Raw genomic sequence first — 25,290 nt, 5'->3', positions numbered from 1 at the left:
CACTCCAATGGGGGCAATTGAACGAAGCGGATATCGATTTGTACCAGAATTTAGTGTCATTCAACAGAATGGAGCAATACACGTATTCCATCAAGAAAACTTTATTGAGGAAATTAAATTTCAATTTTCAGGAAAGTTTCCTGAAATGGACCAAATCGAAGACTTAGTGGATCAATATTGTGATAACCATCAGTTATAAAACCGAATATTCGTTCGGTTTTTATTTTTATGATATAATAGACTTAACCATCCATTTTATAGAAAAGGAGGGAATTTTATGAATAAATTAACGACCATATACCCTCAAGCGATTGAACATACAAAAATGAAAGTTTATGAAGATATTAACCATTATTTTGAAACGAAGGAAACACCTCCATCCTTTGAACAATACCTAGCCGACCGCAAGGATTATGTCGAACAAATTTGGATTAATGTCTGGCTGAATAAGTCGACCAATGATGTCCCGCGGAATGAAAAAAAGCAATTGCTAAGTGAAAAAGGCTTTGAGGTACAGGGAATCGACCGTAAGTTGATCAACAAATTGTTTAGAGATGAAATGCGCGTGTATCGACCTTTTGATGCGATGGCGTGGATTAAGGAAACATTTTCAGGAAAACCAGATGAGTGGCAGAAACAGTATCAGGATGCGAAAATCAATTTTATAAAACGCGAAGAACAAAAACAACTGGAAGAACAGAAGCAATTCATTAGAAGTGAGATAGAGGATCACGCAGTTGCGATTTTAGAAGAACAATATGAAGGGTTCTATTTATCGTTACGATACTTCGTGGCAAAACAATTAGTGGCGGATTTACAAAATAACGTGAAATTCCAATCTGTCGATACCTTTGCGTTAGAAGAGAAATTAATTGATGAAGGTCATTTTAATCCCTCATCCTACACCACGGTTGCCAGCTTTTTTGAAGAACTAACGGGTGATATTCATAAAACGATGAACTGGGGCAGAAGTTTATATGAATATCAAACCTATTTCTTTGTTTATGAAAGTTTAATTGGTGATTATTTGTCCGATCTTATTCCGGAAAAAGTTTTAGAGCAGTTACCAGATCAACTAAAGGCTGATTTCTTTCAAACCTTTCATGAAAAACTATCGACTTCTTTTGTAAAAGGCAGTATTGCACAGGTGCTTTATGATGTTGAAGGGTATTTTATTGAGGATATTCAAGCTGAATACCTAGCAGATTTAATTAGATTGGCTGAAATTCCCTTTGAGGAAATGCTCCACAAGGAAATTTTTGAAAAGGACCTTCAAGAGCGCGAGCGAAAACAAAAGGAAGCGGAAGAAGAACTAAAGCGAAAAAGAGAAGCAGAAGAGCGGATGATGAAGGACATATTTGCAACCGAATACGACCCTTCACTCCAGCGGCAGATCCGCTATGTCCTTCATATCGGTGAGACCAATACAGGGAAAACACATCATGCGCTTGAAAGGATGAAAGAAGCCTATAGCGGCTTATATTTAGCTCCGCTTCGTCTTTTGGCCCTTGAGGTTTATGATAAGTTAAATGCTGAGGGGACACCGTGTTCTTTAAAAACGGGTGAAGAAGAAAAAATGACGCTTGGAGCCAATCATACGTCCTGCACCGTGGAAATGTTTCATGAAAAGGAGTTCTATGAAGTAGTGGTAATAGATGAAGCGCAAATGATTACCGACAAAGATCGTGGTTTTTCCTGGTATAAGGCAATTACGAAAGCCAATGCAGAAGAGGTACATATCATAGGAAGCCGGAATTCAAAAACGATGATGTTGCAGCTTTTGGGTGAATCAAATATTGAGATTCACGAATACACACGTGATACCCCACTCGAAGTTGAGACAAAAGAATTTCATATTAAACACGTAAAAAAAGGAGATGCGTTGATTTGTTTTTCACGTCGGCGGGTGCTTGAAACGGCCTCACGACTGCAAAATGACGGCCATACCGTCAGTATGATCTACGGAAGTATGCCTCCAGAAACAAGGAAAAAGCAGATTCAGCAATTTAATTCTGGCAAGACAAAAGTTATTGTTGCAACAGATGCGATAGGTATGGGGCTAAACCTGCCGATCCGCAGGATTGTTTTTTTAGAAAATGATAAGTTTGATGGAACACGACGTCGATTGCTGACCTCACAAGAAGTAAAGCAAATTGCTGGCCGCGCTGGGCGAAAGGGCATTTATAATATTGGGAAAGTGGCATTTACGAGTGATATCAGAAAAATGCGGAACTTACTTTTACGGGAGGATGAACCTGTTCATACCTTTGCGATTGCACCAACCAATTCCGTTTTTGAACGCTTTCAACGTTATTATCACGATTTAGGTACCTTTTTTGAACTATGGGGGAAATTTGAAAGTCCGAAAGGGACAAAGAAGGCATCGCTGGCAGAGGAAAAGTCGCTTTATCAAATAATCGCGGGGACGGAAATTGAAGCAAGGCTCTCATTAACGGACCTTTATGGTTTTTTACATCTGCCGTTTTCAAAAAATGAGCCGATCTTAACCAGGCAATGGGAAGATACCATGTATGCAATTATCCAGGGACGTGAACTCCCTGAACCGATTGTGAAGGAACGCAGCTTGGAGGAATTGGAATTAAGTTACAAGGCAATCGGTCTCCATCTTTTATTTTTATATCGATTAGGAGAGGGAACTACAGCCATCTATTGGGAACGATTGAGAGAAGAGGTTAGCGATAAGGTACAAGATCGCCTGAAAACAGATATTAAAAAGTTCGTAAAAAAGTGCAAAAACTGTGGCAAGAAACTGCCGTGGGATCATTCATTTCCAACCTGTGAAGCGTGCTTTGCAGCAAAAAACAGAAGATATCGATATGGTGATGAATATTAATAGTAACCCAGTTTTCTAACTTTAGGAAATTGAGTTATTTTTCCATTTAAAGAAAAATGATGTAAATATGATAGAATGAAACTAAACTATTGCCAATTGGAAGTGAAGTGAAAAAATGCAGCTATCCGTAACAGTTCGCGGCCCAAGAGCAGAAGCTGTTTCTTATCTTCTAGCCAAGAATCCAAATAATCTCTATGAACGCGGAGAAAAAGGGCTAACCGTCCGCCTGGTTTATCCAACTTTTTCTAGCGAAGAAGTACAGTTCATCATTTTTGTAAAAACAGACCCGATTGACTTAGTCAAGAACTCTCCTGATTTATTTGATATTACCCATTACATAAATGACCGCGAGTTTGCAGCAAGCAGTATCTTTGTTACCTCCATTCGAAAAGCATTGGGGACTGCCTTAAATGGAAAACCGAAGGAGGAATATGCCTCATGGGTCGAACATCCCTTTGACATGGAATTATCTTTTGGTCCGGTGGCCACGGATTTAAGCAACCGTGAGCTGGAAGCGTTATTTGCACCAATCGGTTATGCAGTCAACATAGAATATGGAGAAAGTTTTATCCGTGAAAAAAGCTCAGCAAGGTTTATCACCCTTTTAGGGAAACAAACACTTCAGAATGCACTCAAACAACTTTCGATTCTGATTCCGGTTATCGATAACTATAAACATTATTTTATTGATGAACGAGAACGAGAGAAGTTTGACCGATACGGTGAAGGCTGGTTAGAGAACCACCCACAAAAGTTGTTGATATTAAATCGTTCTTTACGGTTCCAAAAAATGATTTCACAGTCAAAGTTCTATGAAAAAGAAACGAAAAAAGAGGAGGGAAACGAGCCGCCGAAAATACGTTTAAATGATCTTCGCTACGAAGCGATTATTAAATATGTTGAAGCTTTGACCAAAAAACAAACCATTGTTGACTTAGGTGCTGGGGAAGGAAAGTTATCAGTTAAGTTAGGATTTATTGAAGGGGTGCAGGAAATTCTTTCAGTCGAGCCATCGAATCGAGCTCGGTTAAAGGCATTAGACCGATTTGATCAAGCAAAAGAAAAACGTGGATTTGTGGAGCCTCAGTTATTAGCAGGTTCGCTATTTTATTATGATGAACGCCTTCTCAACAAAGATGTCATGATTCTTTGTGAAGTGATTGAACATATTGATGAATATCGGTTACCAAGGATTTTTGAGACGATTTTTAAAGACTATCGACCAGAAGTATTGATCGTGACGACACCGAATCAAGAATATAATGAGGTTTATGATATGGATGAGGCAATGAGACATCATGATCACCGCTTTGAATGGACAAGGGCAGAGTTTACGGGGAAATGTGAAACTTGGGCAAGTTCCTATCCTTATCAAGTACATTTTCAAGGGATTGGAGAAGAACATCCAAATTTTGGTCAACCGACCCAGATGGCTATTTTTTCAAGAGAGGAGGGGAAATAATGACCAAAATCCACTTACCCTATGCAGGCATTGTCCTTTTTGTCGGACCTTCGAATAGCGGCAAAACCACGTTATTAAACCGACTCGTCCATGAAAAGAAGATTCTAGCTTCGGAAGTTGTCAGTTCTGATCAATTCCGGGTGCTCGTCAGTGATGTAGAATTTATCAACTGGAATCAGCGTCCAAAGGATGAAGCGGATGCCCTATTTGATGAATACTACCGGATTTCAAATGAAGCATTTGATGCGATGGAATATTTAATTGGGAAGCGGTGCCGTTTAAATAAACTATCAATAATTGATGCGACACACTTAAAAGAAGAGGATCGTGAGCGTTATCTTCGTCTAGGTAAGAAATATCATGTCCCCGTCATCGCGATTGTGTTTAATTTAACGGAAAAAGAAATCCTTTCTCGTGATAAGGAGCGGGATTTTCCACGCGGGAAGAATCGGCTCAAACAGCAATACCAGCACTTCAAGCGAACGCTTAGGTTTATTAAGAAGGAAGGCTTCCACCGGACCTATATTTTAGATGAACCGGAACTTGAGGCTTTGGATATAGGGCGACTTGCGAATCCTTTATTCATCGATGTGGGTAATGGCATTGATTTTATTGGGGATATTCATGGCTGTTTTGAAGAGTTTATTGAATTGATAACTAAGCTGGGCTATGAGGAAAACGAGGAGGGCTTGTTCCATCATCCTGAGGGAAGGAGAATCCTTTCACTTGGTGATGTCATGAGCCGTGGACCAAGGTCGCTGGAAACTATGCAATTTTTCAAAAAACATGTAGATGCTGGCATTGCCTACATGATAGATAGCAACCATGGCTGGAAAATTGCCCGCTGGCTGGATGGTCGAAAGGTGAACCTGGCACATGGTGATGAGAAAGTCGAAGCTGAATTTATTGAGTATGAGCGCGAATTAGGTAAAGAAGCTACTGAGCAATTAAGAGCAGAATTAAAGGAACTTCTCCTTGCTTCGAAATCGCATTTGGTTATCCAAAAAAATGGTGTAAACGTGGCGGTCGCAACACATGCAGGCATAAGAGATGGGTATATTGGCAAACAATCGCAGCGCATTTCTGATTTTTGCCGGTACGGAGATTCAGAGGGGATTGATGAAAATGGCAAGCCGCGGCGAAAAGACTGGACCATTGATCACAGATCACAAGAATTAATTATTTGGGGTCATGATCCAAAGCCGCAGCCACTATTGGTAAATAACACACTTAACATTGACCAAGGAGTGGTATTTGGCGGGAGGCTAACCGCCTATCGTTTTCCAGAAAAACAGTTTGTTTCTGTGGCCGCTAAACAGGATTATGCTAATGTTCCTGACAACCCAATTAAGGAATGGGAACAAATGCGGCTTGCCCCTCCTAATTTAGGTAAGTTAATTAATGGGTTCTCGGTGTTAACCGAACAGTATGGGGAGATCGCTATTCATAAGGATGTGGCCAAATCCGCCTTGGACGACTTTTCTCATTACACCCTGCCGCTTGAGGAGATTGTCTATTTACCGCCGACAATGAGCCCAACTCCGAAACCTTCGAATTTAGCGGGATACTTAGAGCACCCGCAAGAAGCGTTTGACTACTATCAGGCAAATGGCATTGATACGATGATTGTGGAGAAAAAACATATGGGCAGCCGCGGCATTTTGCTTCTTTTTAAACATAAGGAAGCAGCCAAAGAGTATATCGGCAGAGAAACATTAGGTTCGATTTATACGCGGACTGGCCGGGCCTTTTTCAAAAAAGAGCTAGAGGCACAAATTTTACAAACTCTGCATGCCGATTTAAAAAGTTATTTTGAAACGTACAACACAGATTTTGTCCTGATGGATGCTGAGATTCTGCCTTGGAATCTAAAAGCAAAAGAACTAATCGTGAATCAATATGCACATGTGGGCGAAATGGCGTTGCTCGATCGCAATAAATTAAAGGAACAACTGGAGAAAGCCGCTGTTAACGGCAAGGATGTGGCCAGTTGGCTCTCGGAAACGGATGAAAAGATTCACAATGCAAAAGTGTTTAACGATGTGTATCCAAAGTATTGCTGGGACACAGAAGGGTTAGCAGGCATTCAAATTGCTCCTTTTCACACACTAGCCCATAGCAATGAAACATTTTTCGATAAACCACACACCTGGCATATGGAGAAAAATAAAGAATTCAGTGTCCTTTCTGATTTGTTTATGGAAACGGAATATCGGCTGGTGAATGATGAGGACTCCTTGAAAGCTGCGATTGCTTGGTGGGAAGAAATGACGGAAGCGGGTCATGAAGGCTTTGTTGTTAAACCGAAAGTCTTTGTGGCCCGTCATAAAGGTAAGCTGGTACAACCGGCTATTAAAGTCAGAGGCCGCAAGTATTTGCATATTATCTACGGCATCGATTACTTACAACCAGAGAATCTGTCCCGGCTAAAGCAGCGAAATGCTGGTAAGAAACAACGCAATGCCTTAAAGGAATTTTCCTTAGGTGTGGAAGCAGTCAAGCGCTTTGTTGGGAGGGAGTCATTGGAGCGTTACCATGAATGTGTGTTTGGGGTTCTCGCGTTGGAATCGGATCCAATTGATCCACGATTATAGGTACAAAAGGGCGAACTTGTCTATTGCAAGTTCGCTTTTTCTATGTAATAACTTAACATCTCATGCCCATATGATAGTAAAAAAGGAGTGTGAGAACATGGCTGTTCATATTGTGGCTGCTGGTGAAAATTTATGGAAGATTTCCACAAAGTATGGTGTTGCGACCCAAACGATTGTCGCACTGAATGGATTGCCATCATCTAATGCACTCACTCCAGGACTTGCATTATATCTCCCGGATCATCTGCCTCCACTTCACGCGTATCGAATTAAAGCCGGCGATCATATCTGGAAAATAGCTAAGCAATTTAACAGTCATCCGGCAGACATTCTGGCCGCAAATCCCGGTTTGAATCCAACTCAATTGTTAATAGGTCAAATCATCAATGTGCCATCTCCGATGAAATCGGATCTTACGACACTTGGATTTTTAGTACCTTCCTCCGTAGCTGCAAATCTGGCAACCTTGAATTCTATTGCGGGGCAACTTACTTATTTGGCAGTGGTCGCTTATTCTTTTACAAAGGAGGGATATGCCTTTAATATGGTCGAGGATTCAGCCATAGTTGCTAGAAGCAATCAATTGAAGGTCGTCCCATTGATGATGATTAGAAATTTGGTGGGAACTGATTTTAGTGCGGAGTTGGCTGGAAGGGTGCTCGAAAATCCAACATATCGTGCCAATCTAGTGGCAAGTATTGTGAATTTAACGAAACAACGTGGGTTTGGGGGCGTTAGTATTGACTTTGAATTTATTCCTCCTGCACGACGGAATGACTTTATATTGTTTCTTACGGCATTAAAAAGGAGTTTAGGACAATTGATATTACATGTAAATGTTCATGCGAAAACAGCTGATATACCGACAAATCGAATTATCGGTGCATACGATTATGCTGGGATTGGTAATGTAGTTGATTTAATTGCCGTGATGACAATGGATTATGGTTACCCTGGAGGACCTCCTGATCCAATTGCCCCGATTCCGTGGCTGGAGCAAGTCATTCAATACTCACTTACGCAGATTAATCCTCGTAAGTTACAAATCGCGTTGGCGTTGTATGGGTATGACAAGGTTGTTGGGACGAATCAAACACGTGCCCTATCTGTAAATGCTGCACAAAATCAAGCGATTGCTGTTGGCGAACCGATTGAATTTGATGCTACAGCGAAAGCACCATGGTATCGCTATTGGCCTGGTGGGAAGGAACATATCGTTTGGTTTGAAGATATTCGCAGTTATATAGAAAAGTATAACTTAATGGGTATTTATCGATTAGCGGGCACGACTTTTTGGCAAATTAGCTTACCGGCACCTCAGAATTGGGCATATCTTAGAAAAAATTTTAATGTGGTGAGGAGAATGGTGTAAAATTACACTACGATTGGTGAGGGAATTTTGCTTTTGTACAATTTTAAGGTGGTTTTGTACAATTTTGGGATAGTTTAGTGGAAATTTTACTGCCTTTTGTACAAAATATTGGGTGTTTTGTACCATTTTCAAAGGGTTTAGTGCAATTAGACATATTCTGGAAATCTAACGGTTGTCCTATTAAAAAGGGCATTGATGATATTATTTGTTTTTTTCGGACAAACTTTTAGGAAAAAGGAAAGGCTGGAAGCAAAGCTTGAGCAAAAGATTTAAATATTACATTCTTATTTTAATATTGATGATTCCATCTTCAATAAAAGTAAATGCTATGTATGGTCACGAAAAAATGGTCCAACAGATGGATCAACTAATCAATAACGAGCCAGCATTAAAGGGGGCTATTGCTGGGGTTAGTATCCGTTCTGCTGAAGATGGAAAAATCATCTATTCCCATCAAGGCGATGTCCGCTTAAGACCCGCTTCGAACATGAAGCTATTAACTGCCGCTGCCGCCCTACATATCCTTGGCGAAGATTACACGTTCACGACGGAGATATATACAGATGGCGCCTTGAAAAAGAAAACTCTCAACGGAAATCTCTATTTAAAAGGGAAGGGCGACCCAACATTATTGAAATCCGATTTTGATCAAATAGCTGTTGAAATCAAAAAACATGGCATCAAAAAAATAAACGGAAATATCGTCGGCGATGATACCTGGTATGATGGTGTCCGCTATTCACTCGACCTGCCCTGGAGCGATGAAACCACCCATTATGGGGCACAGATTTCGGCACTAACAGCATCACCAACCCAAGACTTTGATGCTGGATCGGTCAAAGTTGTCGTCCAACCTGCAACGAAAAAAGGTGACAAGCCAATCATAAAACTGACCCCGAAAACCAATTATCTAAAAATCGTCAATCACGCCGTCACCGGTGCAGAGGAAGGTAAAAAGAATATCACGGTCGAGCGGGTACACGCAAAAAATGCCATCACCATCAAAGGAACAATCCCAATCAAGGCAAAACCGGAACAGGACTGGATTGGTGTCTGGGATCCAACAAAATATGCCATGTCCCTATTAAAACAATCGTTAACAGAACACGGAATTCAAGTGACTGGAAAACTAAAAACAGGAATGGTGCCTGACACCGCAAAAATGTTTACAACCTATCATTCGATACCATTATCTGAACTAATGGTTCCTTTTATGAAACTGAGCAACAACGTCCATGCGGAAATATTAATGAAGGAAATGGGCAAGGTTGTGAAGGGAAAAGGGAGTTGGGAAAACGGATTGGAAGTATTAAATTCCGAATTAGTCAAATTTGGGGTTAACCCCAAAACATTGGTGCTGCGAGATGGGTCCGGTGTTTCGCATGTCAATCTGATACCAGCAAACCAACTAACGCAACTGTTGTTTGCCGTGCAGAAAGAAAAGTGGTTTTCGAGCTATCTTCAGTCATTACCAGTCGCTGGGGCACCTGGAAAGATGGAAGGCGGGACCTTAAGAAATCGCTTAAAAGATCCTCTTGTCCGAGGAAGGGTAAAGGCAAAAACAGGAACCATCTCTACGGTGAGTTCTATATCAGGATACATAAAAACGAAAAGTGGACAAACCTTAATCTTTTCGATTCTATTAAATAATTTACTTGAAGATACTAAAGGGAAAAAGGTAGAGGATCGTATGCTAACTATAATAGCCAATCAATAATTAACCTAATTCGAATAGAATAGTCATGCTCAACAAACCCTATTTGTAAAAAGTACGGATGGAGACTCAATGATGATCTATGGCAGTCATGTTAGCATTAGAAACGGATATTTAGGAGCAGCAAAACAAGCGGTTGCAAACTGTGCATCCGCTTTTCAATATTTTCCGAAAAACCCGAGAAGCCTTTTCATCAAGGATTTCGACCGAGAAGATGCGAAAAACTGTAAACAATTTTGCAAACAGCATCAACTTCAATCGATTGCTCATACACTATATTCCACAAGTTTAACACCTTCTGAGGACAAGCGGAAATTAACAATCGCTTCCCTTTTAAATGATTTAGAAATTGCCAATGCCTGTGGGTCCATTGGGGTCGTGGTCCATTATGGAAGCCAAATTAGCCAAACTGATCCACTAGCAAGTTATCATTTAATGCTTGCGATGTTAAATGGAGTACTCAGTCAGTGGGATGGACTGTTAGAGAATAATGCTGGTACAAAAGGAGCTTTGGAACAACCTTTGAGGAACTGGTCCAAATTAGAAATCTATGTGATTATCCGGAAAAGATTGGTTTTTGCCTCGATACCTGCCATGCCTTTGCGAGCGGCCTTTGGACAGGGGAAAATTCAGGTGATCTGCTCGAAAAAGGGGAAAGTTTAGGATACTATGCCGAGTTAAAGGCCATTCATTTAAATAACTCGAAATACCCAACAGGCTCAAAGAAAGATCGGCACGCAAACATTTTCCACACGAATGGCCTAATCAAAGCCCAGCAATTAATGGAACTAATTACATCACCTGTTTTTAAGGGAATCCCCTTAGTCCTAGAAACTCCTGATGATGAAGGTATGACTCATAGAGAAGAAATTGAAATGCTCAAGCAAAAGTGGGGGTAATAATTTCTTGAAAATTTGAAGTATTAATTTTACTATAAATATAATGATAAATAGTTATTCCGTGGGAGAGCAAAAAAATATGAATAAAAAACAAGGACAGCTTCTTTCTGAACGTTTTGAAGTAGCTTTTAACCAAGTACACGATGCGTTGCGGGATATCGTTCAAATAAATGATGATAGATTCGTCGTCCTCGTGAAGGTTGGCGCAAAAAAATATCAAATGATTGAAACGTATAAAAAAGACTTAGAGCAATATGCTCGGCTTCGGAACGCCATTGTTCACGAGAAAATGGAAATTGGCTTTTATATTGCGGAGCCTAATGCAAAGGTCGTTTCTCATATTGAAAAAATCGCTAATGTGTTTAACCGACCTAATTATGCACTATCGATTGCTACGAAGAAAGTGGTGTTCTTTGATTATCACGACAGTATCTTAAAAGTAACCGCCGCAATTAAGCAGTACGGTTATTCGAAGTTTCCCGTCTATAAAAACAAAAAATGTATGGGCTTACTTACCTCAAGTTCAATTGTGAAATGGATGGCACAAAATCTGGAGAGTGGTCTAGTTAATTTTGCCGATATCCAAGTGGCAGAAATCATGAATTTTGAGAAAGAATATCCATTAGAAATAGTTTCCAAAGAGATTAATATCTTTGAGATTGAAAATATTTTTGAAAAAGCACATAAGAAAAAGCGAAAGATCGAAGGTGTAATCATCACTGAGAATGGGAAAATGGATGAGGCACCATTGGGTATGATTACCCCATGGGATTTAATACAAATAGATTACACAGTAGAGTAATCTTCTCTCGCTTGAAATCAATAAATTCAATTAATATCGGAAAAACTAGTGTAGATGGTATTCTTTCAAAAAGGAAGGGTGAATTTATGCGAAATTACCGATTTCTCATCAATGAGCAATTTCAAGCGAACAGTATAGCGGAAGATTTAAGAGTGCAAATGGAAGTCAATCGGTTCAATGATGTTAATATTTTGTCTGTCGACAATCGAAATGAAATCCTTGTCCAAGTGTTTGAATTAAACGAGGCAGCTAAAGAAACGGTTGAGACGTTTATGCAGGATTATCAAAAAGGGATCATTATGGAATAACAGTTAAGGTTCTCCTTAAAAGGGAGAGCTTTTATTTATCGGCTGTGTTACCCCTTCAATGATTGGATCGAAAAGGTTACAATCAATCAACTAGAAATGAGCAATAACGAGCACACCGGCAGGTATGCTCGTGCAACTTAGCTTAAAATTCAAACTCACTTAATTGATCCATATGCGAGGCAATCATGGCGATGATGGTGGTTGCTTCTTCTTTGCTAAAAATAAAATGGGATTCATCTTTAATTAATTCATCATCAGTTGTCCAGATTCGATTAACACGTTTGAGGACACCGTCACCAGTGGCTTGAACCAATCCGAATTGATAGGTGACTTCGACTTCATCTTCATGTTTAAAGGCTGTTACCTCCGGTGTAGACCAATCTACATCAATTTCCTCAAAGATGTCGTCACTGTTGACTTGTTCCGCTTCGTAATACTCTTCTTCGTCGTCATCATCCACATAAACGGTTTCAATCTCACCATCATCCTCATCATAGACCTCGGAAGTCTGAAGATAGACCCCATCATCTGTATAATGGTCATCGCCGTTCATATAATCATGCAGACTGGCGTGAACTTCCTCGATAATGTCCTCTATATCTGAAAGGATGACCTTCGCCGTATGTCCGGTGTCCACATCAAAGGTATCGATGTAAAATTCCTCGTTTTGAGGATCAAAGAACAATGAGCAGAAATAATCACGCTCCAACTCTTCCGTATCAACATCTGCGGTATCGACATAAAACTCAATCCTCGGATGTTTGGCAGCTCTTTCAACGGTCATTTGACCAACCTGATCATATTCTTCACAAATAGATTCCAGGTGTTCTTGCAGTTCTCCACATACTCTGTCAAACCATTCTAACGACATCAAACATCCCATCCTTTCTATGTTAACCCGAGGTTATTATTACCAAATTTGAACGATTTATTCTTTTCTTATAATTTGAATGTATATTCTTCTTCAACCACTGCTTTTACTCTCTTTCACAAAATGGAACGACGATTTTATCGCTTGCTACATTGTCCCTTTAACCGGTTGATGATCAACTACTTGAGGCATTATTTTTTGCATATCCTAAAGTGACCCATTTAACAATCCCCAAACTATTTCAGTGAGCATCATGAATTGGATTTCACTCTCCTTGTGGTACTATATAACTTATCAGAAGAAATGGAGGTGCCGAAATGAAAATTGAAGTTTGGTCTGATTATGTATGTCCGTTTTGTTATATAGGAAAACGCCGATTAGAATTAGCTTTGGATCAATTTCCTCACAAGGATCAAGTAGAAGTAGAATTCAAAAGTTTTGAGCTTGACCCCAATTCGCCTAAAAAGATTGATCAAAGTATTCATGAGGTGTTGGCACATAAATACGGGATGAGTTTGGAGCAAGCGAAACAAGCGAATCAGGGGGTCGGTCAGCAGGCAGCCACTGTTGGCTTGACGTTTAATTTTGATGAAATGAAGCCAACGAATACATTTGATGCCCACCGTTTGGCCAAATTTGCAGAAACACAAGGAAAAGAAGCGCTCGTCTCAGAAAAACTTCTCCGTGCCTATTTTACAGAGTCGAAGCATATTGGGGAAATTGAAACACTTGCAGATATTGCTGAAGCAGCAGGTTTAAATCGACAAGAAGTATTGAATGTCTTAAATGATAAAAATGCGTTTGCGGTTGATGTCCGCAATGATGAATCCCTTGCCCAGCAGTATGGTGTTCGCGGGGTACCGTACTTTGTCATTAATCAAAAATATGCAATTTCAGGTGCCCAACCTACAGAAACCTTTATCGGAGCGTTGCAAAAAGTTTGGGAAGAAGAGTCACCGGTTCCAGTTCTGCAAGATCTTTCAACCGAGGAAGATGTTAGTTGTGCGGATGGCAATTGTGTTATTCCAGAGAAAAAGTAGAGATTGTTTCATAAATTAAGGATGGGAAAGGAAGACAAGTTTCCTTTCCCATTTTATTTTATAAAGACCTTATTAGCGGTTGCGGACTCTTAAATTCCACATGTTGCCATCCTTCCAACAACGATTGATGATAGAATTGCATCTATAACCTCGACGCCATCCTGTCCATCTGCAGCATCTAGAAGTTCTTCGTCTTGAGGTACACCTTCTGGAAGTATTTCGGCGTGATGTATTTCGGTTTCTTGAAGTATTACGATTTCTAGAAGTATTACGATTTCTAGAAGTATTACGATTTCTAGAAGTATTTCGGTTTCTTGAAGTGTTACGGTTTCTTGATGTATTACGTCTAGATGTGTTCATCCGTGATGTCATTTGCTGTCTGGATGTTTTACGTCTAGATGTCCTTCTTCGTGTAGTGCGACGGTCTTGACTAGGGTCACGGAACATAAAGTCCCAAAATTCGCCTCGTCTTACTTCATCTGCCGCTCTTTCAATATCTTCAGCTGAAAAATCGCTCATAGTAACTTAGCACCTCCTTTAAGCTTGAAAAGGGAGTACATATCTGATTGACAAATTTGTCCAAGAAACTCTCTCTTCTTCTAATAAATTACGTGTGTACAGGTACATTTGAGTGAGAAAAAGGCCTATCAATGAAAAAAAAGCTGTCCAACCGGGGACCTCCTTCCTACAATTCTCATACGAATATAGGAGGGAGGAATATAATAATGGACGAGACAGCACTACTACCGCAATACAAACTATTTATTAGACCCATCGACCTGCGGGAACTAAGAAGAGACATTTGGATTGATGACCCAATACCAGCCCAGTTAACAATTGAAGGGAAACGGCTCGACATTGATATTGCCTATCGAGGATCTCATATCCGTGATTTTTCAAAAAAGTCATACCAGGTTTCCTTCTACAAACCAAAAACCTACAGAGGTTCCAAACATATTCATTTGAATGCGGAATTTAAGGATCCTTCATTTATTAGAAACAAACTATCATTTGATTTCTTTGCGGAGCTAGGTGTTTTATCACCTCAATCGCATCATATCTTTTTGAATCTGAATGGGAAAGCTGAAGGGGTCTATTTGGAAATTGAGAGTGTGGATGAGAATTTTTTAACAAGAAGGGACTTACCGAAAGGGAGTATCTTTTATGCCGTTGATGGGGACGCCAACTTCTCACTAATGAGCGATTTGGACAAAGAAACAAAAAAATCCCTCCGATTAGGCTATGAAAGAAAATTTGGTGCGCCAGAAGATGATTTTTACTTACAGGAATTTATCTTTAATATCAATACATTTTCAAAAAGTGAATTTGAAAAAGAAATTCATAAATTTGTAGATATTGATAAATATCTCCGTTGGGTGGCTGGTGTTATTTTTACATCAAACTATGATGGGTTTGTTCATAACTATGCCCTTTATAGGAATGGTGAAACACGCCTTTTTGAGATTATTCCGTGGGACTATGATGCAACATGGGGCCGGGATGTCAATGGGAAAACGTTGGAGTCTGATTATGTTCCGATTGATGGTTTTAATACATTAACTGCACGATTATTATATGTGGATACCTTTAGAAAGCAATATCAACAGCTCCTAAAGGAGATAATGGAGCAGCAATTTACAGTAGGACATATGATTCCGAAGGCGGAAAAACTCTCACAATTGATTCGTCCTTATGTCTTAGAGGACCCATATAAAAAACAAGATATGGATAAATTCGACCAGGAATTATCGGTCATCACGAAATATATCGAGGAAAGAAGAAAATACTTATCCAGGAAATTAGCAGCGCTAAATTGAAATGTTCAGAGGAAAAGGAGCCATCTACTTGCTAGGTGGTTATTTTTATCGTGGTTCAAAGTTAGAAATGTAGGATTTCATAAAGAGTTTGTCGAAATATAATACTATCTGTAATTATTCGGAATTTTACTCAATAATATGTTATTAAAGATGGCTCGGCCCCATAATATGATTGTGGCCCATTAAATAAAGTTGGAATAGACAATATGATTTTGATCAATAGCCGAAAGGAGTTTCTGTTGTAATGTCAAAGACAGTAAAAATAGGAATCACAATCATAATCCTTCTAGCAGTGATTCCTGTGTACTTTCTCTTCAATCAACCACTCGAAGAGGGAGGAAATGACCCAACAACGAAGAATGTGAAGTTGGAACAAGAAGTTGCTAAAATCGCAGCGATAAAAACTAAGGAAGAAACAACTGATTCGAATGAACTGACTTCAGAAAGTCAAGTTAACCCAGCAGCAGAAATGAACGAAGAACCTGTAAAACAGGAATTTAGTAAAGAAAATCAAGAAACAATCAAAACTTCAGATAAAGAAGAAAAAGAAAAAGAGGAAGGGCAAAAGGACTTTTTAGTCGTCATTGATCCTGGACACCAACGTTTGGCTAACCTGGGACAGGAGCCTGTAGGACCGGGTGCGTTAGAAAATAAAATTAAAGTAACGGGTGGAACGGCTGGAGTTGCTACAGGGAAGCCAGAGTACAAATTAACGTTAGAGGCCTCGCTAATTTTAGGAAAATTGCTTGAAAAAAGAGGAGTAAAAGTCATTTATACCCGAACAAGCCATGATGTGAATATGAGTAACAAAGAAAGAGCCGAAATCGCTAATCAAAATCACGCCGACTTATTTGTGCGGATTCATGCGGATGGATCAACCAATCGGAGTGTTAAAGGGCTTTCTGTCTTAACTCCCTCAGATGATGATCCATATACAAAGGCTATTTATGAAGATAGTCTAAAGGCTTCCCAGCTTATACTTGATGAAACTAAAAAAAATCCAGCTGTAAAAGTAAATGGGATATCGTTTCGCAGTGACCTATCAGGCTTTAATTGGTCGAAAGTGCCTAGTACGTTAATTGAAATGGGCTTTATGAGCAATCCTAGCGAAGACAAGAACCTGTCCGACACCGGCTATCTTACCAACTTAGTCACCAACATTTCAGATGGGATTATAAACTACTCCAATAGGAATAAATAGGTGTTAGAAAAGGGTGTCAGGCACCTAACGGTGCCTGACACCCTTTTTTTGCTATTCGGTTCAATCTCTTTGTAAGATAAAGTCAGCTGCAGTTGCATTCACTTTCTTAAGATCATTGAAGGGCAATATTCCTTAAAATGATTGAATAAAAATACATATTGTTGTATATTTATAAATAAATATTATAAAAGGAGATACAGAATGGATATTTACCATGCAGTGACAAGTGATGTTAAAGATATTTATGATTTAATCCAAATTTTTGCTGAAAAAGGAACCGTATTGCCTCGTACGTATTTATCACTGTATCAACATATACAGTGTTTGTATGTTATGAAAGAGGATAATAATATACTAGGGGTTGCAGGATTACATGTTTTAGGACAAGACCTGGCAGAGATCCGATCTTTGGTTGTTTCTCCCGATTATGCTGGAAAAGGTATTGGTCGCAAATTAGTTAATCGTATTATAAGTGATGCACCGAAACTTGGAATTAGCCGTGTAATGTCTTTCACATACGAAACAGAGTTTTTCAAAAAATGTGGCTTTAAGATCGTAGCAAGGGAGACTTTGCCTGAAAAAGTGTGGGTGGATTGTATGAATTGTCCTAAGTTGGATTGTTGTGATGAAGTCGCAATGATTAAGTATGTGGGGTAAGGTGTCAGATAGGTTGAATAAAGTGATATTAAACTTGGCAGTTTACAAGAGAAATAGGAATGGTGCCATTATGTGGTGCCATTTTCTTCGTTGTGTAGGAAATGATAAATTCTAGATTTGATTTTTTCTGAAAATTCAATTAAAGTTTGAAAATGTAAGCGTTTTCTATTATAATAGATAATGGGTTGGATGGCATGCGTGGCCGTCAAGGTATCTGGCGTAGGTGGGGCCGATACTAGGGACAGATGTAAATTATTCTTTGTGGTTATATACTTTTCAAGTTATCTGAAATTTGTGCACCAGAACCTTAAATTTATAGTTTCCTAACAATCGAGATTATTCCTTTAATTGTGTTATACAATTTACGATTGACAATCTAAATGTGATATACTATTATAATATCAACAAGTAAAAACCGCTTACATTTTAAGAGGTTAAAATTGTCTATCTAATAAAATTCAAACAAAGGGGTTTTTCTAATGGGAACTATCATATGCCAAAATTGCAATAACACAATTGAGCAATTTGAGAATGAGAAAGTATCAACTTTGTACGGACAATGCACTTGCTGTGATAAACAACAAAAGAAGGCTTCTAAATAATTCAAGATAAATTAATACAATAAAAACCGTTCTCAAATGATGAGAACGGTTTTTATTGTTCCTGGGAACAATCGTATTTACAACAACATAAAAACTTTATTTGAACCGTTTTCGGTTGTACCGGAAACGATTATTGCATACTTTATCTTGTGCAGTGTTTTATGGATGCCGCTAGATGGTTTTCATACCCTTTTTTGGAAAAGGGCATGCTTTGAAACTTTTATAGAAAAATAAATGAAATGTAGAGGTGGGGAAGAATGCTGCGTAAGGTGATTATGGTTATAGATGATGAAGAAAGTGTAAAAAATGCAATAAGAGAAATCTTAAAATCGAAAAATAAAGGACATGAGTATGCGCTAGATTTAACCAGAATTAAAGATAGGGAACGGAAAACAGACATCATGAAAAGGTTAACGAGGTTCTAATAAGAAGGGATTGCTTTTTAGAAAATATAATTGAAAAATTATACTGCTCTAGAGAACATATGCGGAATGCATATGTTTTTTTATTGAAAATCGAGTGTAGAAGGAAATAGCCAATAATTCCTAAAAATGCCTATTTTTATTTATTACCATATTTGTCCATATCGCCTTCTTCTTATTAACATATAATTACAAGAAAACTATTTTAACAGGAGTTGAGGTTTTCTAATGAGTAAGAATGTGCTTGTGATTGCCGCTCATCCAGATGATGAGATTCTTGGAAGTGGAGGTACCATTAAGAAATTAATTAATCATGGCTATAAAGTCATTACTGTGATTGCTGCTAAGGGGCGGAAGGAAGAGGAGCATCATATACCAGAATTTATGCTGAAGGCAAATAAACACTTAGGTGTAGATGAGGTTCTATTTCTGGAATTCCCAAATTTATTACTGGAAACAATCCCGTTGGTTGAAATTAACAAATCGATTGAGAACCTGCTGTACAAATATACTCCTGACATGATTTTCACCCATCATTATGGTGATACCAACCGTGACCACCAAATATTATTTCAGGCAGTGTTAACAGCAGCACGGCCGTTGCCTGGAAAAGATCCGGTTGAAATTCTTTGTTTTGAAACGGTTTCGTCGAGTGAATGGAGTCAGCATACAAATGACAAAGAATTCAAACCTAATTATTTTGTGGATATTACAGATACCATAGAAGATAAAATCAAATCTCTTCAATATTATGATGTAGAAATGAGACCATTCCCACATCCACGTTCCTATGATGGTGTGAGATATTTGGCACGTATCAGAGGTATGACGGTTGGGGTCGAATACGGGGAAGCATTTGAAATCATTAGGAGGGTATGGAAATGATCGAAAATGCCCAACCTTTTATGCCGGCCATTTTTCCATATTTAATCTCTACATTGGATCAATATTATGGAATCGATCAACCTATTGAACATGAACTAGCAACAAAAAGGGAGCACTTCCATACAACAAAAATTCAAAACAAAAAATTAAAAATTTTAATCACAACATTTTGGGAATATCCATTGATAGGCGGCTTGCAGAAATATATCAATACCCTTAAAATTGGCTTGGAAAATTTAGGACATAGTGTCGATGTAATAGCATTAAACTCTTTTTCGCCAGAGGAAATGAAGAAATTACGCAATCACTTTTCTGAGGAATTTAAACAATTTTTTCTTAATCGTTATGGCAGTTTTAATGAAAAAATTCTACACAATATCAGCAAATTATCCAGTTATTATATGATGTTAAAAAATTTTGATCTGTCTCAATACGATATTATCCACGCACAAGATCGATATACAGCTAATGTACTGGGAATGCTTAACCAATCCTTTCAAAAACCTCTTCTTTTTACACCTCACGGATTTATGACCCAAAACAGATTAAAGTTTAACTTGATAGAGGAAGGTTCGGTTGAGCAAAACTATTTTTGGGCGATTGATAGCCATGCCATAAAAAATGCCAATCAAGTAATCGTCCTTTGCGATATCTTCCGTCCAATTCTAGGAAATTTAGGTGCAGCTGATAATAAAATAACTACTGTTCATACAGGGATTGATTTTGGTGTAGGGAATTTTCAGAAGAAAAGCAGGAATAAAACGGTCATAACTTGTATCGCACGGCTTCGTCCTCGTAAAGGACATAAGTATTTATTTGAAGCGTTAGCTCTAATAAAAAACAAACTGAAAAATGTAGAAGTGAGGATTGTCGGCGATGGCGAAATGAGAAAGGATCTTGAGAAGCAGGTAAAACAGTTGAGATTAAAAAATATTACTTTTTTAGGGAGCAGAAATGACATACCCAAGTTGTTAAGCGAATCAGACATTTTTGTACTCCCAACAACTAGTGATACACTGCCGCTCTCCATTATCGAAGCAATGTTTAGCAATCAGGCAATCCTTACAACCAATTGCGGGGGGATTCCAGAGATTATTGAAGATAACTATTCAGGAATTATCGTTGAACCTGCTAACTACAAGCAACTTGCAGACAAGTTATTTCTCCTCTTACAAAAAAAATCATTAAGGGAAGAATTAGCACAAAATGCCTATGCATATGCACAACGACATTTAACCGTTAATAAAATGGTTCGGAAAATTGAAGAAGTTTATCAATCATTATTATGAAAGGAGGAGAACAACATGCGACACGATGTTCCTGCTGTTGTACTTGATCTTAGTGCAACAGGTATAGGAATTGTAAGAAGTTTAGCGCAAACCGGAATAAAGGTATATGCCTTTGATACAAAAGGAAAATATGAAATTGGTAAAACTCGATTAGCCACTAGTGGAATTTGTCCGAATCCAGTTAGTGAAGGACCTGCATTAATTTTATTTCTTACCAGGCTGGCACAAAAAGTAGGACAAAAGGCAGTCCTGTACGCAGGTTCCGATGACTTTGTTCAGTTTATTTCAAAAAACAGATTTGTCCTTTCCCACTATTATAGGTTTCTATTACCAAAACACACCCTGGTAGAAGCGGTATTGGATAAAAGACTAACATACGAATTGGCGCTTAAATCAAATGTGCCATGCCCAAAAACATTTGCTATTAATAACGAAGAGCAGTTCGAAGAAATTATTGATCAAGTTACCTTCCCATGCATTTTAAAACCAGTTTATTCCTCCCATTTTCGCACAAATATCGATCATAGACTCTATAAGAAAGCAATCGTTGTTGAAGAGCCTTCTAAATTGAGAGAAGAGTACCTTTTTTATCGCCCATTCGGGGAACTCATGATTCAGGAAGTCATCCCTGGTAATGAGGATTGCATTTATTCTGTCAAAACATTTTTTGATGAGAAAATGAATTTAGTTGGCTTGTGGATGAATCAAAAATTACATCAATTTCCTCCACATTTTGGATCAACAGCCCTTGCCCTTAGTATTAGGGACGAAGAAGTCATTCAACTCGCTACGACATTTCTGAAAGATATTGAATTCAAAGGCTTAGCTATTGCCGAATTTAAACGGGACCCAAGAGATGGAAAACTGAAATTTATTGAAATCAATTCAAGAATCGGTTTAACTCAAGCCTTATCAATTGCTTGTGGGGTTAATTTGGCTCACTTGTATTATTTATCCCTTACCGGGCAAAATCCCACACCAGTGACACAGCAGAAAGAAGGGGTCAAATGGGTTTACTTTGTTCGGGATTTTCTATCCTTTCGCCAAAAACACAAAAAAGGGGAAATGAAATTCTTTGAGTGGATAAAGAGCTTATCTGGTAAAAAAGTTGAGGCTCTTTTTGCTTGGAATGACCCACTTCCATTTGTTCGAAGTTTTGTTTCCCATTTGCGAAATTTATGGGGAAGACAGTTATAAATAATAAATGAAGGAGGGAACATTCTTTTTGAATAGTTTAGAAGAAGTTTTAAGCTGTTGGAAACAATATGATTGGGAAGTAAAGCTAAAAAAAGTCCTGAATAAAAAAGTAAAATTAGTAAATGAAAAAATAGAATGCCTTAAAAATACTCGTGAAAAGACTAGTATTTGGAAGTTGATTCTAACAGATGGACGGGAGTTCATTCCCATCGTACTAAAGATATACAAACAGCCGCTGAAAGAAAATCATCGGTTGGAAATCAATATGTATCAAAAAGCCTATAACATTTATCAAGAGTTTATGCCGAAATTGTATTGGTTGGAACCGAACGTTAATGGCGATGAAACATGGATGTTTACTGAATGCTTACAGCCGTTACGTGGACAAATAAAATTAGCCCCCAAGCATTTGGAACAAATTATCCCCACGGTGGCAAAATTTCATGCCATAACATATGATAAACGATTTTTACAGCATGCGGACATATTTGACTCCTCACTTCCCTTCTTTGATTCCGAGGAAAAGGTTAAGGAAAGGACGAAAGGAATCAAAAAGGCAAAGGAAAACCTAGAACGGGCAATGAAAGATCCTAATTTAACAGAATTGATAGCACCAAGGTATAAAATAATCAAAAAAATATTAAAAAAAGGTCCCGTTTTTTTTCCTGAAATTACTGAATCCGGACAATGTCTCATCCATGGCGACCTCCATGTCCATAATATTTGCTGTGAAAATGCCAATGATGTAGAGAATTGGAAAATTACTTTAATTGATTGGGAGTCTGCGAAACATTATCCATGCTGGTATGATTTAGTCGTTTTAGTTGAATTATTAATAGATTTTCGCTCAGATTGGCAGCAGAGTGAAGAAGAGATTCGAAGAAATTGCGTGCAAGTTTATTGTGAAGAGATGTTAAAATATGGAATAACCTTTAATGAAGATCCATTAAATCTTCTTAAAAAAGCCTATTTACAAAGAACGCTTGAAAAAAAGCTCTCTAGTCATTTGCAAAAGGTGTTGGATGGAGGTAAGAGCACTCTCCTCAAGAGATATCTCGAGAAAATAGAGGTTTGGGGCAAAGAACTGGGGTTATATTAGTGAACAGCTCAAGAATTAAAAAAGTATTTAGATATGAAAGGAGATTGTTGAATGGATAAGATTAGACGATCATCTTTTAGCTTAATAAAAGAGAGTAGTGAGTCTGGATGAAGGTGCTCGTAACAGGGGGAGCTGGATTCATTGGTTCGCATGTTGTCGATTTATTAATTCAATCTGGCTATGAACCAATCGTAGTAGATAATTTACGTACAGGTAAAAGAGAATTTGTCCCTCCCAACGTTCAATTCATTAAAATGGACATCGCTTCGCCCCGAATAGAGTCTGTTTTTGCCAGAGAAAAACCGGATGTGGTGATCCACTTGGCGGCTCAAGTAGATGTTGCCTACTCGGTAAAAAATCCAGTCGAGGATGCTAACCAAAATATTCTTGGAACGATTCGATTATTGGCCTGCTCCTACAAGTTTAACGTAAAAAAATTCATATTTTCTTCGTCTTGTGCTGTATACGGGGAAAAAGATGACTGTAGTATAAAGGAAACATTCCCCGTTCAACCTCTATCCTTTTATGGAATTAGCAAATATACTTCAGAACAATACATTCAGGCCTTTCATCAACTTTTTCAACTTCCTTACACGATTCTTAGATATGCGAATGTTTATGGACCGCGCCAATCTTCTAATGGAGAAGGCGGGGTCATCTCCATCTTTTTGAAGAAAGTGCTCAATGGTGAAGCCCCATGTATATCAGGAGACGGAGAACAAACAAGAGATTTTGTGTATGTGAAAGATGTCGCGCGTGCCAATGTATTATCCATTGAAAAGGGGACAAATGGTATTTTCAATATCGGTACTAATTCTAAAACAAGCATTAATCAACTATTTAATATAATCACTTCCCTAACTAATAGTAATTTATTACCTATCCCTATGCCTGAACGCGAAGGGGATATTCGTTATAGTCAATTGGACAATACCGAAGCGGTGAATCTTTTGTCGTGGAAACCTAACTTTGATTTGCAAACAGGATTAATTGAAACATTAAACTATTATAAAGGGAAATTGAAATACGAATGAAATTAAAGGAGATAATAGATGAATGATTTTAATAAAATAGCAGCCAAAAATAATGGCAAAATAACGTTACAAGATTTGAACGGCTTTCCAATGCTTGGGAAAGGTGCAGATGGATCCGTTTTTCAATTGTCACCTGAGAAATGTGTCAAAGTATATGTTAATGAAGACAATCAAAAAAAGGAGTTAAATGCACTACAAATAGGACAATCAAGTTCCGTTATCCCGCGTCTCTATGAATATGGATCCAATTATATTGTAATGGAATTGGTGAATGGAGGTAATCTAAAAGCCTACTTAAAAAAGGAGAAGCAACTACCCAAGCTAATCGCAATGAAGATATTATTCATGCTAACAGAATTAAAAAAAGTTGGTTTTGCTAGACTTGACACCGAGGTTCGGCACATTTTTTTTAATGAGCTGGGAGAAATAAAAGTGATTGATCACAAGAGGGCAATGACTACCGAAAGGTCTGTCCCGACCAAATTATTCACTGGATTAAAAAAACTTGGCTATTTAGATGAGTTTTTAAGACATGTGAAGGAGTTAAACCCATCTTTATATGAGGAATGGAAAAAGATAGACTTAAAATAATAATAAAAGGGGAACAAAAGGGCTGTTGTGGTTTGCGAATCACAGCCCTTTTTAGTTAATTGGAAAAATTTATCATTGAACTTTGAGTAACTAACATGGTATTATATAAAAGTTCTCTTCGAGCAGGTAAACACCTTCGAACAATTAACTATTTAATTTTAAAAATAGAAGTTGACTTGTTTGTGAGATTTATAGTATAATATTTTTTGTCGCTTTTTACTGAAGTGAGCTTGTTCTTTGAAAACTAAACAAACAAAATCGTGCAAACAAATAATAACAATCGTGTTTCTACTATTATATAGTGAAACATGAGCCAACGTAACAAATGAGCTAATCAAATTTCTCGCTTATTAACGAGCAGTAATATCCTAACGGATAAACTGCCCGTAAATACCCGATCGATTCGACTAACCATCGCGGGGGAAAACACCCCACGATGGAAGTCTCATCTTATTGGAGAGTTTGATCCTGGCTCAGGACGAACGCTGGCGGCGTGCCTAATACATGCAAGTCGAGCGAGACTCTTCGGAGTCTAGCGGCGGACGGGTGAGTAACACGTGGGCAACCTGCCTGTAAGACT

The 25,290-nt window shown here is 38.3% G+C and carries 23 protein-coding genes, 1 rRNA gene and 1 pseudogene; 23 read left to right on the top strand and 2 right to left on the bottom strand.

The features are described from left to right. The first annotated feature begins 7 nt into the window (after nucleotides 1-7). The 10 genes and pseudogenes from ACE198_RS23590 to ACE198_RS23545 all read left to right on the top strand — a co-directional run bounded on the left by ACE198_RS23590 (nucleotide 8) and on the right by ACE198_RS23545 (nucleotide 12,005). On the top strand, nucleotides 8-199 hold the full coding sequence (locus tag ACE198_RS23590; protein ID WP_098573799.1) for a YbxH family protein: 192 nt from the start codon (nucleotides 8-10) through the stop codon (nucleotides 197-199). 78 nt (nucleotides 200-277) lie between these two features. Beyond that, a complete protein-coding gene (locus ACE198_RS23585; RefSeq protein WP_375377251.1) occupies nucleotides 278-2,854 on the top strand; it encodes a DEAD/DEAH box helicase in 2,577 nt (858 codons plus the stop codon). Between the two features lie 115 nt (nucleotides 2,855-2,969). Next, nucleotides 2,970-4,316 (top strand): 3' terminal RNA ribose 2'-O-methyltransferase Hen1, encoded by a 1,347-nt coding sequence (locus tag ACE198_RS23580; RefSeq protein WP_375377250.1) that lies wholly within the window; start codon nucleotides 2,970-2,972, stop codon nucleotides 4,314-4,316. Further along, on the top strand, nucleotides 4,316-6,910 hold the full coding sequence (locus ACE198_RS23575) for a polynucleotide kinase-phosphatase (protein WP_375377249.1): 2,595 nt from the start codon (nucleotides 4,316-4,318) through the stop codon (nucleotides 6,908-6,910). Before ACE198_RS23580 ends, ACE198_RS23575 begins: the two co-directional genes overlap by 1 nt. A 97-nt stretch (nucleotides 6,911-7,007) precedes the next feature. Beyond that, nucleotides 7,008-8,282 (top strand): LysM peptidoglycan-binding domain-containing protein, encoded by a 1,275-nt coding sequence (locus tag ACE198_RS23570; RefSeq protein ID WP_251463155.1) that lies wholly within the window; start codon nucleotides 7,008-7,010, stop codon nucleotides 8,280-8,282. Between the two features lie 256 nt (nucleotides 8,283-8,538). After that, nucleotides 8,539-9,999, top strand: coding sequence for a D-alanyl-D-alanine carboxypeptidase/D-alanyl-D-alanine endopeptidase (dacB, locus tag ACE198_RS23565; protein ID WP_375377248.1), 1,461 nt, complete (start codon nucleotides 8,539-8,541; stop codon nucleotides 9,997-9,999). A 69-nt stretch (nucleotides 10,000-10,068) separates the two neighbouring features. Next, nucleotides 10,069-10,389: pseudogene (locus tag ACE198_RS23560) on the top strand (TIM barrel protein); the annotation flags it as partial. A 137-nt stretch (nucleotides 10,390-10,526) separates the two neighbouring features. Continuing rightward, nucleotides 10,527-10,895 carry a TIM barrel protein gene (locus ACE198_RS23555; RefSeq protein ID WP_375377281.1) on the top strand — a complete coding sequence of 123 codons (369 nt, stop codon included), beginning with the start codon at nucleotides 10,527-10,529 and terminating at the stop codon, nucleotides 10,893-10,895. Nucleotides 10,896-10,974: 79 nt separating this feature from the next. Then, nucleotides 10,975-11,697, top strand: a complete 723-nt coding sequence (locus ACE198_RS23550; RefSeq protein WP_098573786.1) for a CBS domain-containing protein — start codon at nucleotides 10,975-10,977, stop codon at nucleotides 11,695-11,697. An 86-nt stretch (nucleotides 11,698-11,783) separates the two neighbouring features. Beyond that, entirely contained in the window at nucleotides 11,784-12,005 is a 222-nt protein-coding gene (locus ACE198_RS23545) for a hypothetical protein (RefSeq protein ID WP_098573785.1), read from the top strand. 142 nt (nucleotides 12,006-12,147) lie between these two features. Here the strand turns inward: ACE198_RS23545 and ACE198_RS23540 are convergent, their stop codons facing one another. Further along, on the bottom strand, nucleotides 12,148-12,876 hold the full coding sequence (locus tag ACE198_RS23540) for a hypothetical protein (RefSeq protein WP_098573783.1): 729 nt from the start codon (nucleotides 12,874-12,876) through the stop codon (nucleotides 12,148-12,150). Nucleotides 12,877-13,193: 317 nt separating this feature from the next. On the opposite strand from ACE198_RS23540, the gene ACE198_RS23535 reads away from it, so the two are divergent. Then, entirely contained in the window at nucleotides 13,194-13,916 is a 723-nt protein-coding gene (locus ACE198_RS23535; protein WP_098573781.1) for a DsbA family oxidoreductase, read from the top strand. A 72-nt stretch (nucleotides 13,917-13,988) separates the two neighbouring features. On the opposite strand, the gene ACE198_RS23530 is transcribed toward ACE198_RS23535, so the two are convergent. Further along, nucleotides 13,989-14,435 (bottom strand): CotG/ExsB N-terminal domain-containing protein, encoded by a 447-nt coding sequence (locus tag ACE198_RS23530; RefSeq protein ID WP_375377247.1) that lies wholly within the window; start codon nucleotides 14,433-14,435, stop codon nucleotides 13,989-13,991. A gap of 206 nt (nucleotides 14,436-14,641) precedes the next feature. On the opposite strand from ACE198_RS23530, the gene ACE198_RS23525 reads away from it, so the two are divergent. The 12 genes from ACE198_RS23525 to ACE198_RS23470 form a co-directional block, all read left to right on the top strand. Then, nucleotides 14,642-15,733: a CotH kinase family protein gene (locus ACE198_RS23525; protein ID WP_375377246.1), complete on the top strand. Its 1,092-nt coding sequence runs from the start codon at nucleotides 14,642-14,644 to the stop codon at nucleotides 15,731-15,733. Nucleotides 15,734-15,977: 244 nt separating this feature from the next. Then, nucleotides 15,978-16,934, top strand: a complete 957-nt coding sequence (locus ACE198_RS23520) for an N-acetylmuramoyl-L-alanine amidase family protein (RefSeq protein ID WP_375377245.1) — start codon at nucleotides 15,978-15,980, stop codon at nucleotides 16,932-16,934. A 201-nt stretch (nucleotides 16,935-17,135) separates the two neighbouring features. Next, on the top strand, nucleotides 17,136-17,591 hold the full coding sequence (locus ACE198_RS23515; RefSeq protein ID WP_098573775.1) for an N-acetyltransferase: 456 nt from the start codon (nucleotides 17,136-17,138) through the stop codon (nucleotides 17,589-17,591). A gap of 479 nt (nucleotides 17,592-18,070) precedes the next feature. Further along, nucleotides 18,071-18,193: a GapA-binding peptide SR1P gene (locus ACE198_RS23510; protein WP_251463149.1), complete on the top strand. Its 123-nt coding sequence runs from the start codon at nucleotides 18,071-18,073 to the stop codon at nucleotides 18,191-18,193. 257 nt (nucleotides 18,194-18,450) lie between these two features. Continuing rightward, entirely contained in the window at nucleotides 18,451-18,618 is a 168-nt protein-coding gene (locus tag ACE198_RS23505; RefSeq protein ID WP_180230099.1) for a hypothetical protein, read from the top strand. Between the two features lie 225 nt (nucleotides 18,619-18,843). Beyond that, on the top strand, nucleotides 18,844-19,500 hold the full coding sequence (locus ACE198_RS23500) for a PIG-L deacetylase family protein (RefSeq protein ID WP_251463148.1): 657 nt from the start codon (nucleotides 18,844-18,846) through the stop codon (nucleotides 19,498-19,500). Next, nucleotides 19,497-20,789 carry a glycosyltransferase family 4 protein gene (locus ACE198_RS23495; protein WP_251463147.1) on the top strand — a complete coding sequence of 431 codons (1,293 nt, stop codon included), beginning with the start codon at nucleotides 19,497-19,499 and terminating at the stop codon, nucleotides 20,787-20,789. Before ACE198_RS23500 ends, ACE198_RS23495 begins: the two co-directional genes overlap by 4 nt. A gap of 15 nt (nucleotides 20,790-20,804) precedes the next feature. Next, on the top strand, nucleotides 20,805-21,986 hold the full coding sequence (locus ACE198_RS23490; RefSeq protein ID WP_251463146.1) for a carboxylate--amine ligase: 1,182 nt from the start codon (nucleotides 20,805-20,807) through the stop codon (nucleotides 21,984-21,986). A 28-nt stretch (nucleotides 21,987-22,014) separates the two neighbouring features. Then, the gene (locus tag ACE198_RS23485) at nucleotides 22,015-23,085 is read left to right on the top strand and encodes a phosphotransferase (protein WP_375377244.1); all 1,071 of its coding nucleotides are present in this window, start codon (nucleotides 22,015-22,017) and stop codon (nucleotides 23,083-23,085) included. Nucleotides 23,086-23,192: 107 nt separating this feature from the next. After that, nucleotides 23,193-24,119, top strand: a complete 927-nt coding sequence (locus ACE198_RS23480; protein ID WP_375377243.1) for an NAD-dependent epimerase/dehydratase family protein — start codon at nucleotides 23,193-23,195, stop codon at nucleotides 24,117-24,119. A gap of 18 nt (nucleotides 24,120-24,137) precedes the next feature. After that, nucleotides 24,138-24,710, top strand: coding sequence for a kinase (locus tag ACE198_RS23475; protein WP_251463143.1), 573 nt, complete (start codon nucleotides 24,138-24,140; stop codon nucleotides 24,708-24,710). Between the two features lie 450 nt (nucleotides 24,711-25,160). Next, nucleotides 25,161-25,290, top strand: a 16S ribosomal RNA gene (locus ACE198_RS23470); the annotation flags it as partial.

It is taken from the genome of Neobacillus sp. KR4-4, assembly GCF_042136325.1.
Lineage (GTDB): Bacteria > Bacillota > Bacilli > Bacillales > Cytobacillaceae > Neobacillus.
This window is presented reverse-complemented; position numbering and strand designations above follow the sequence as displayed.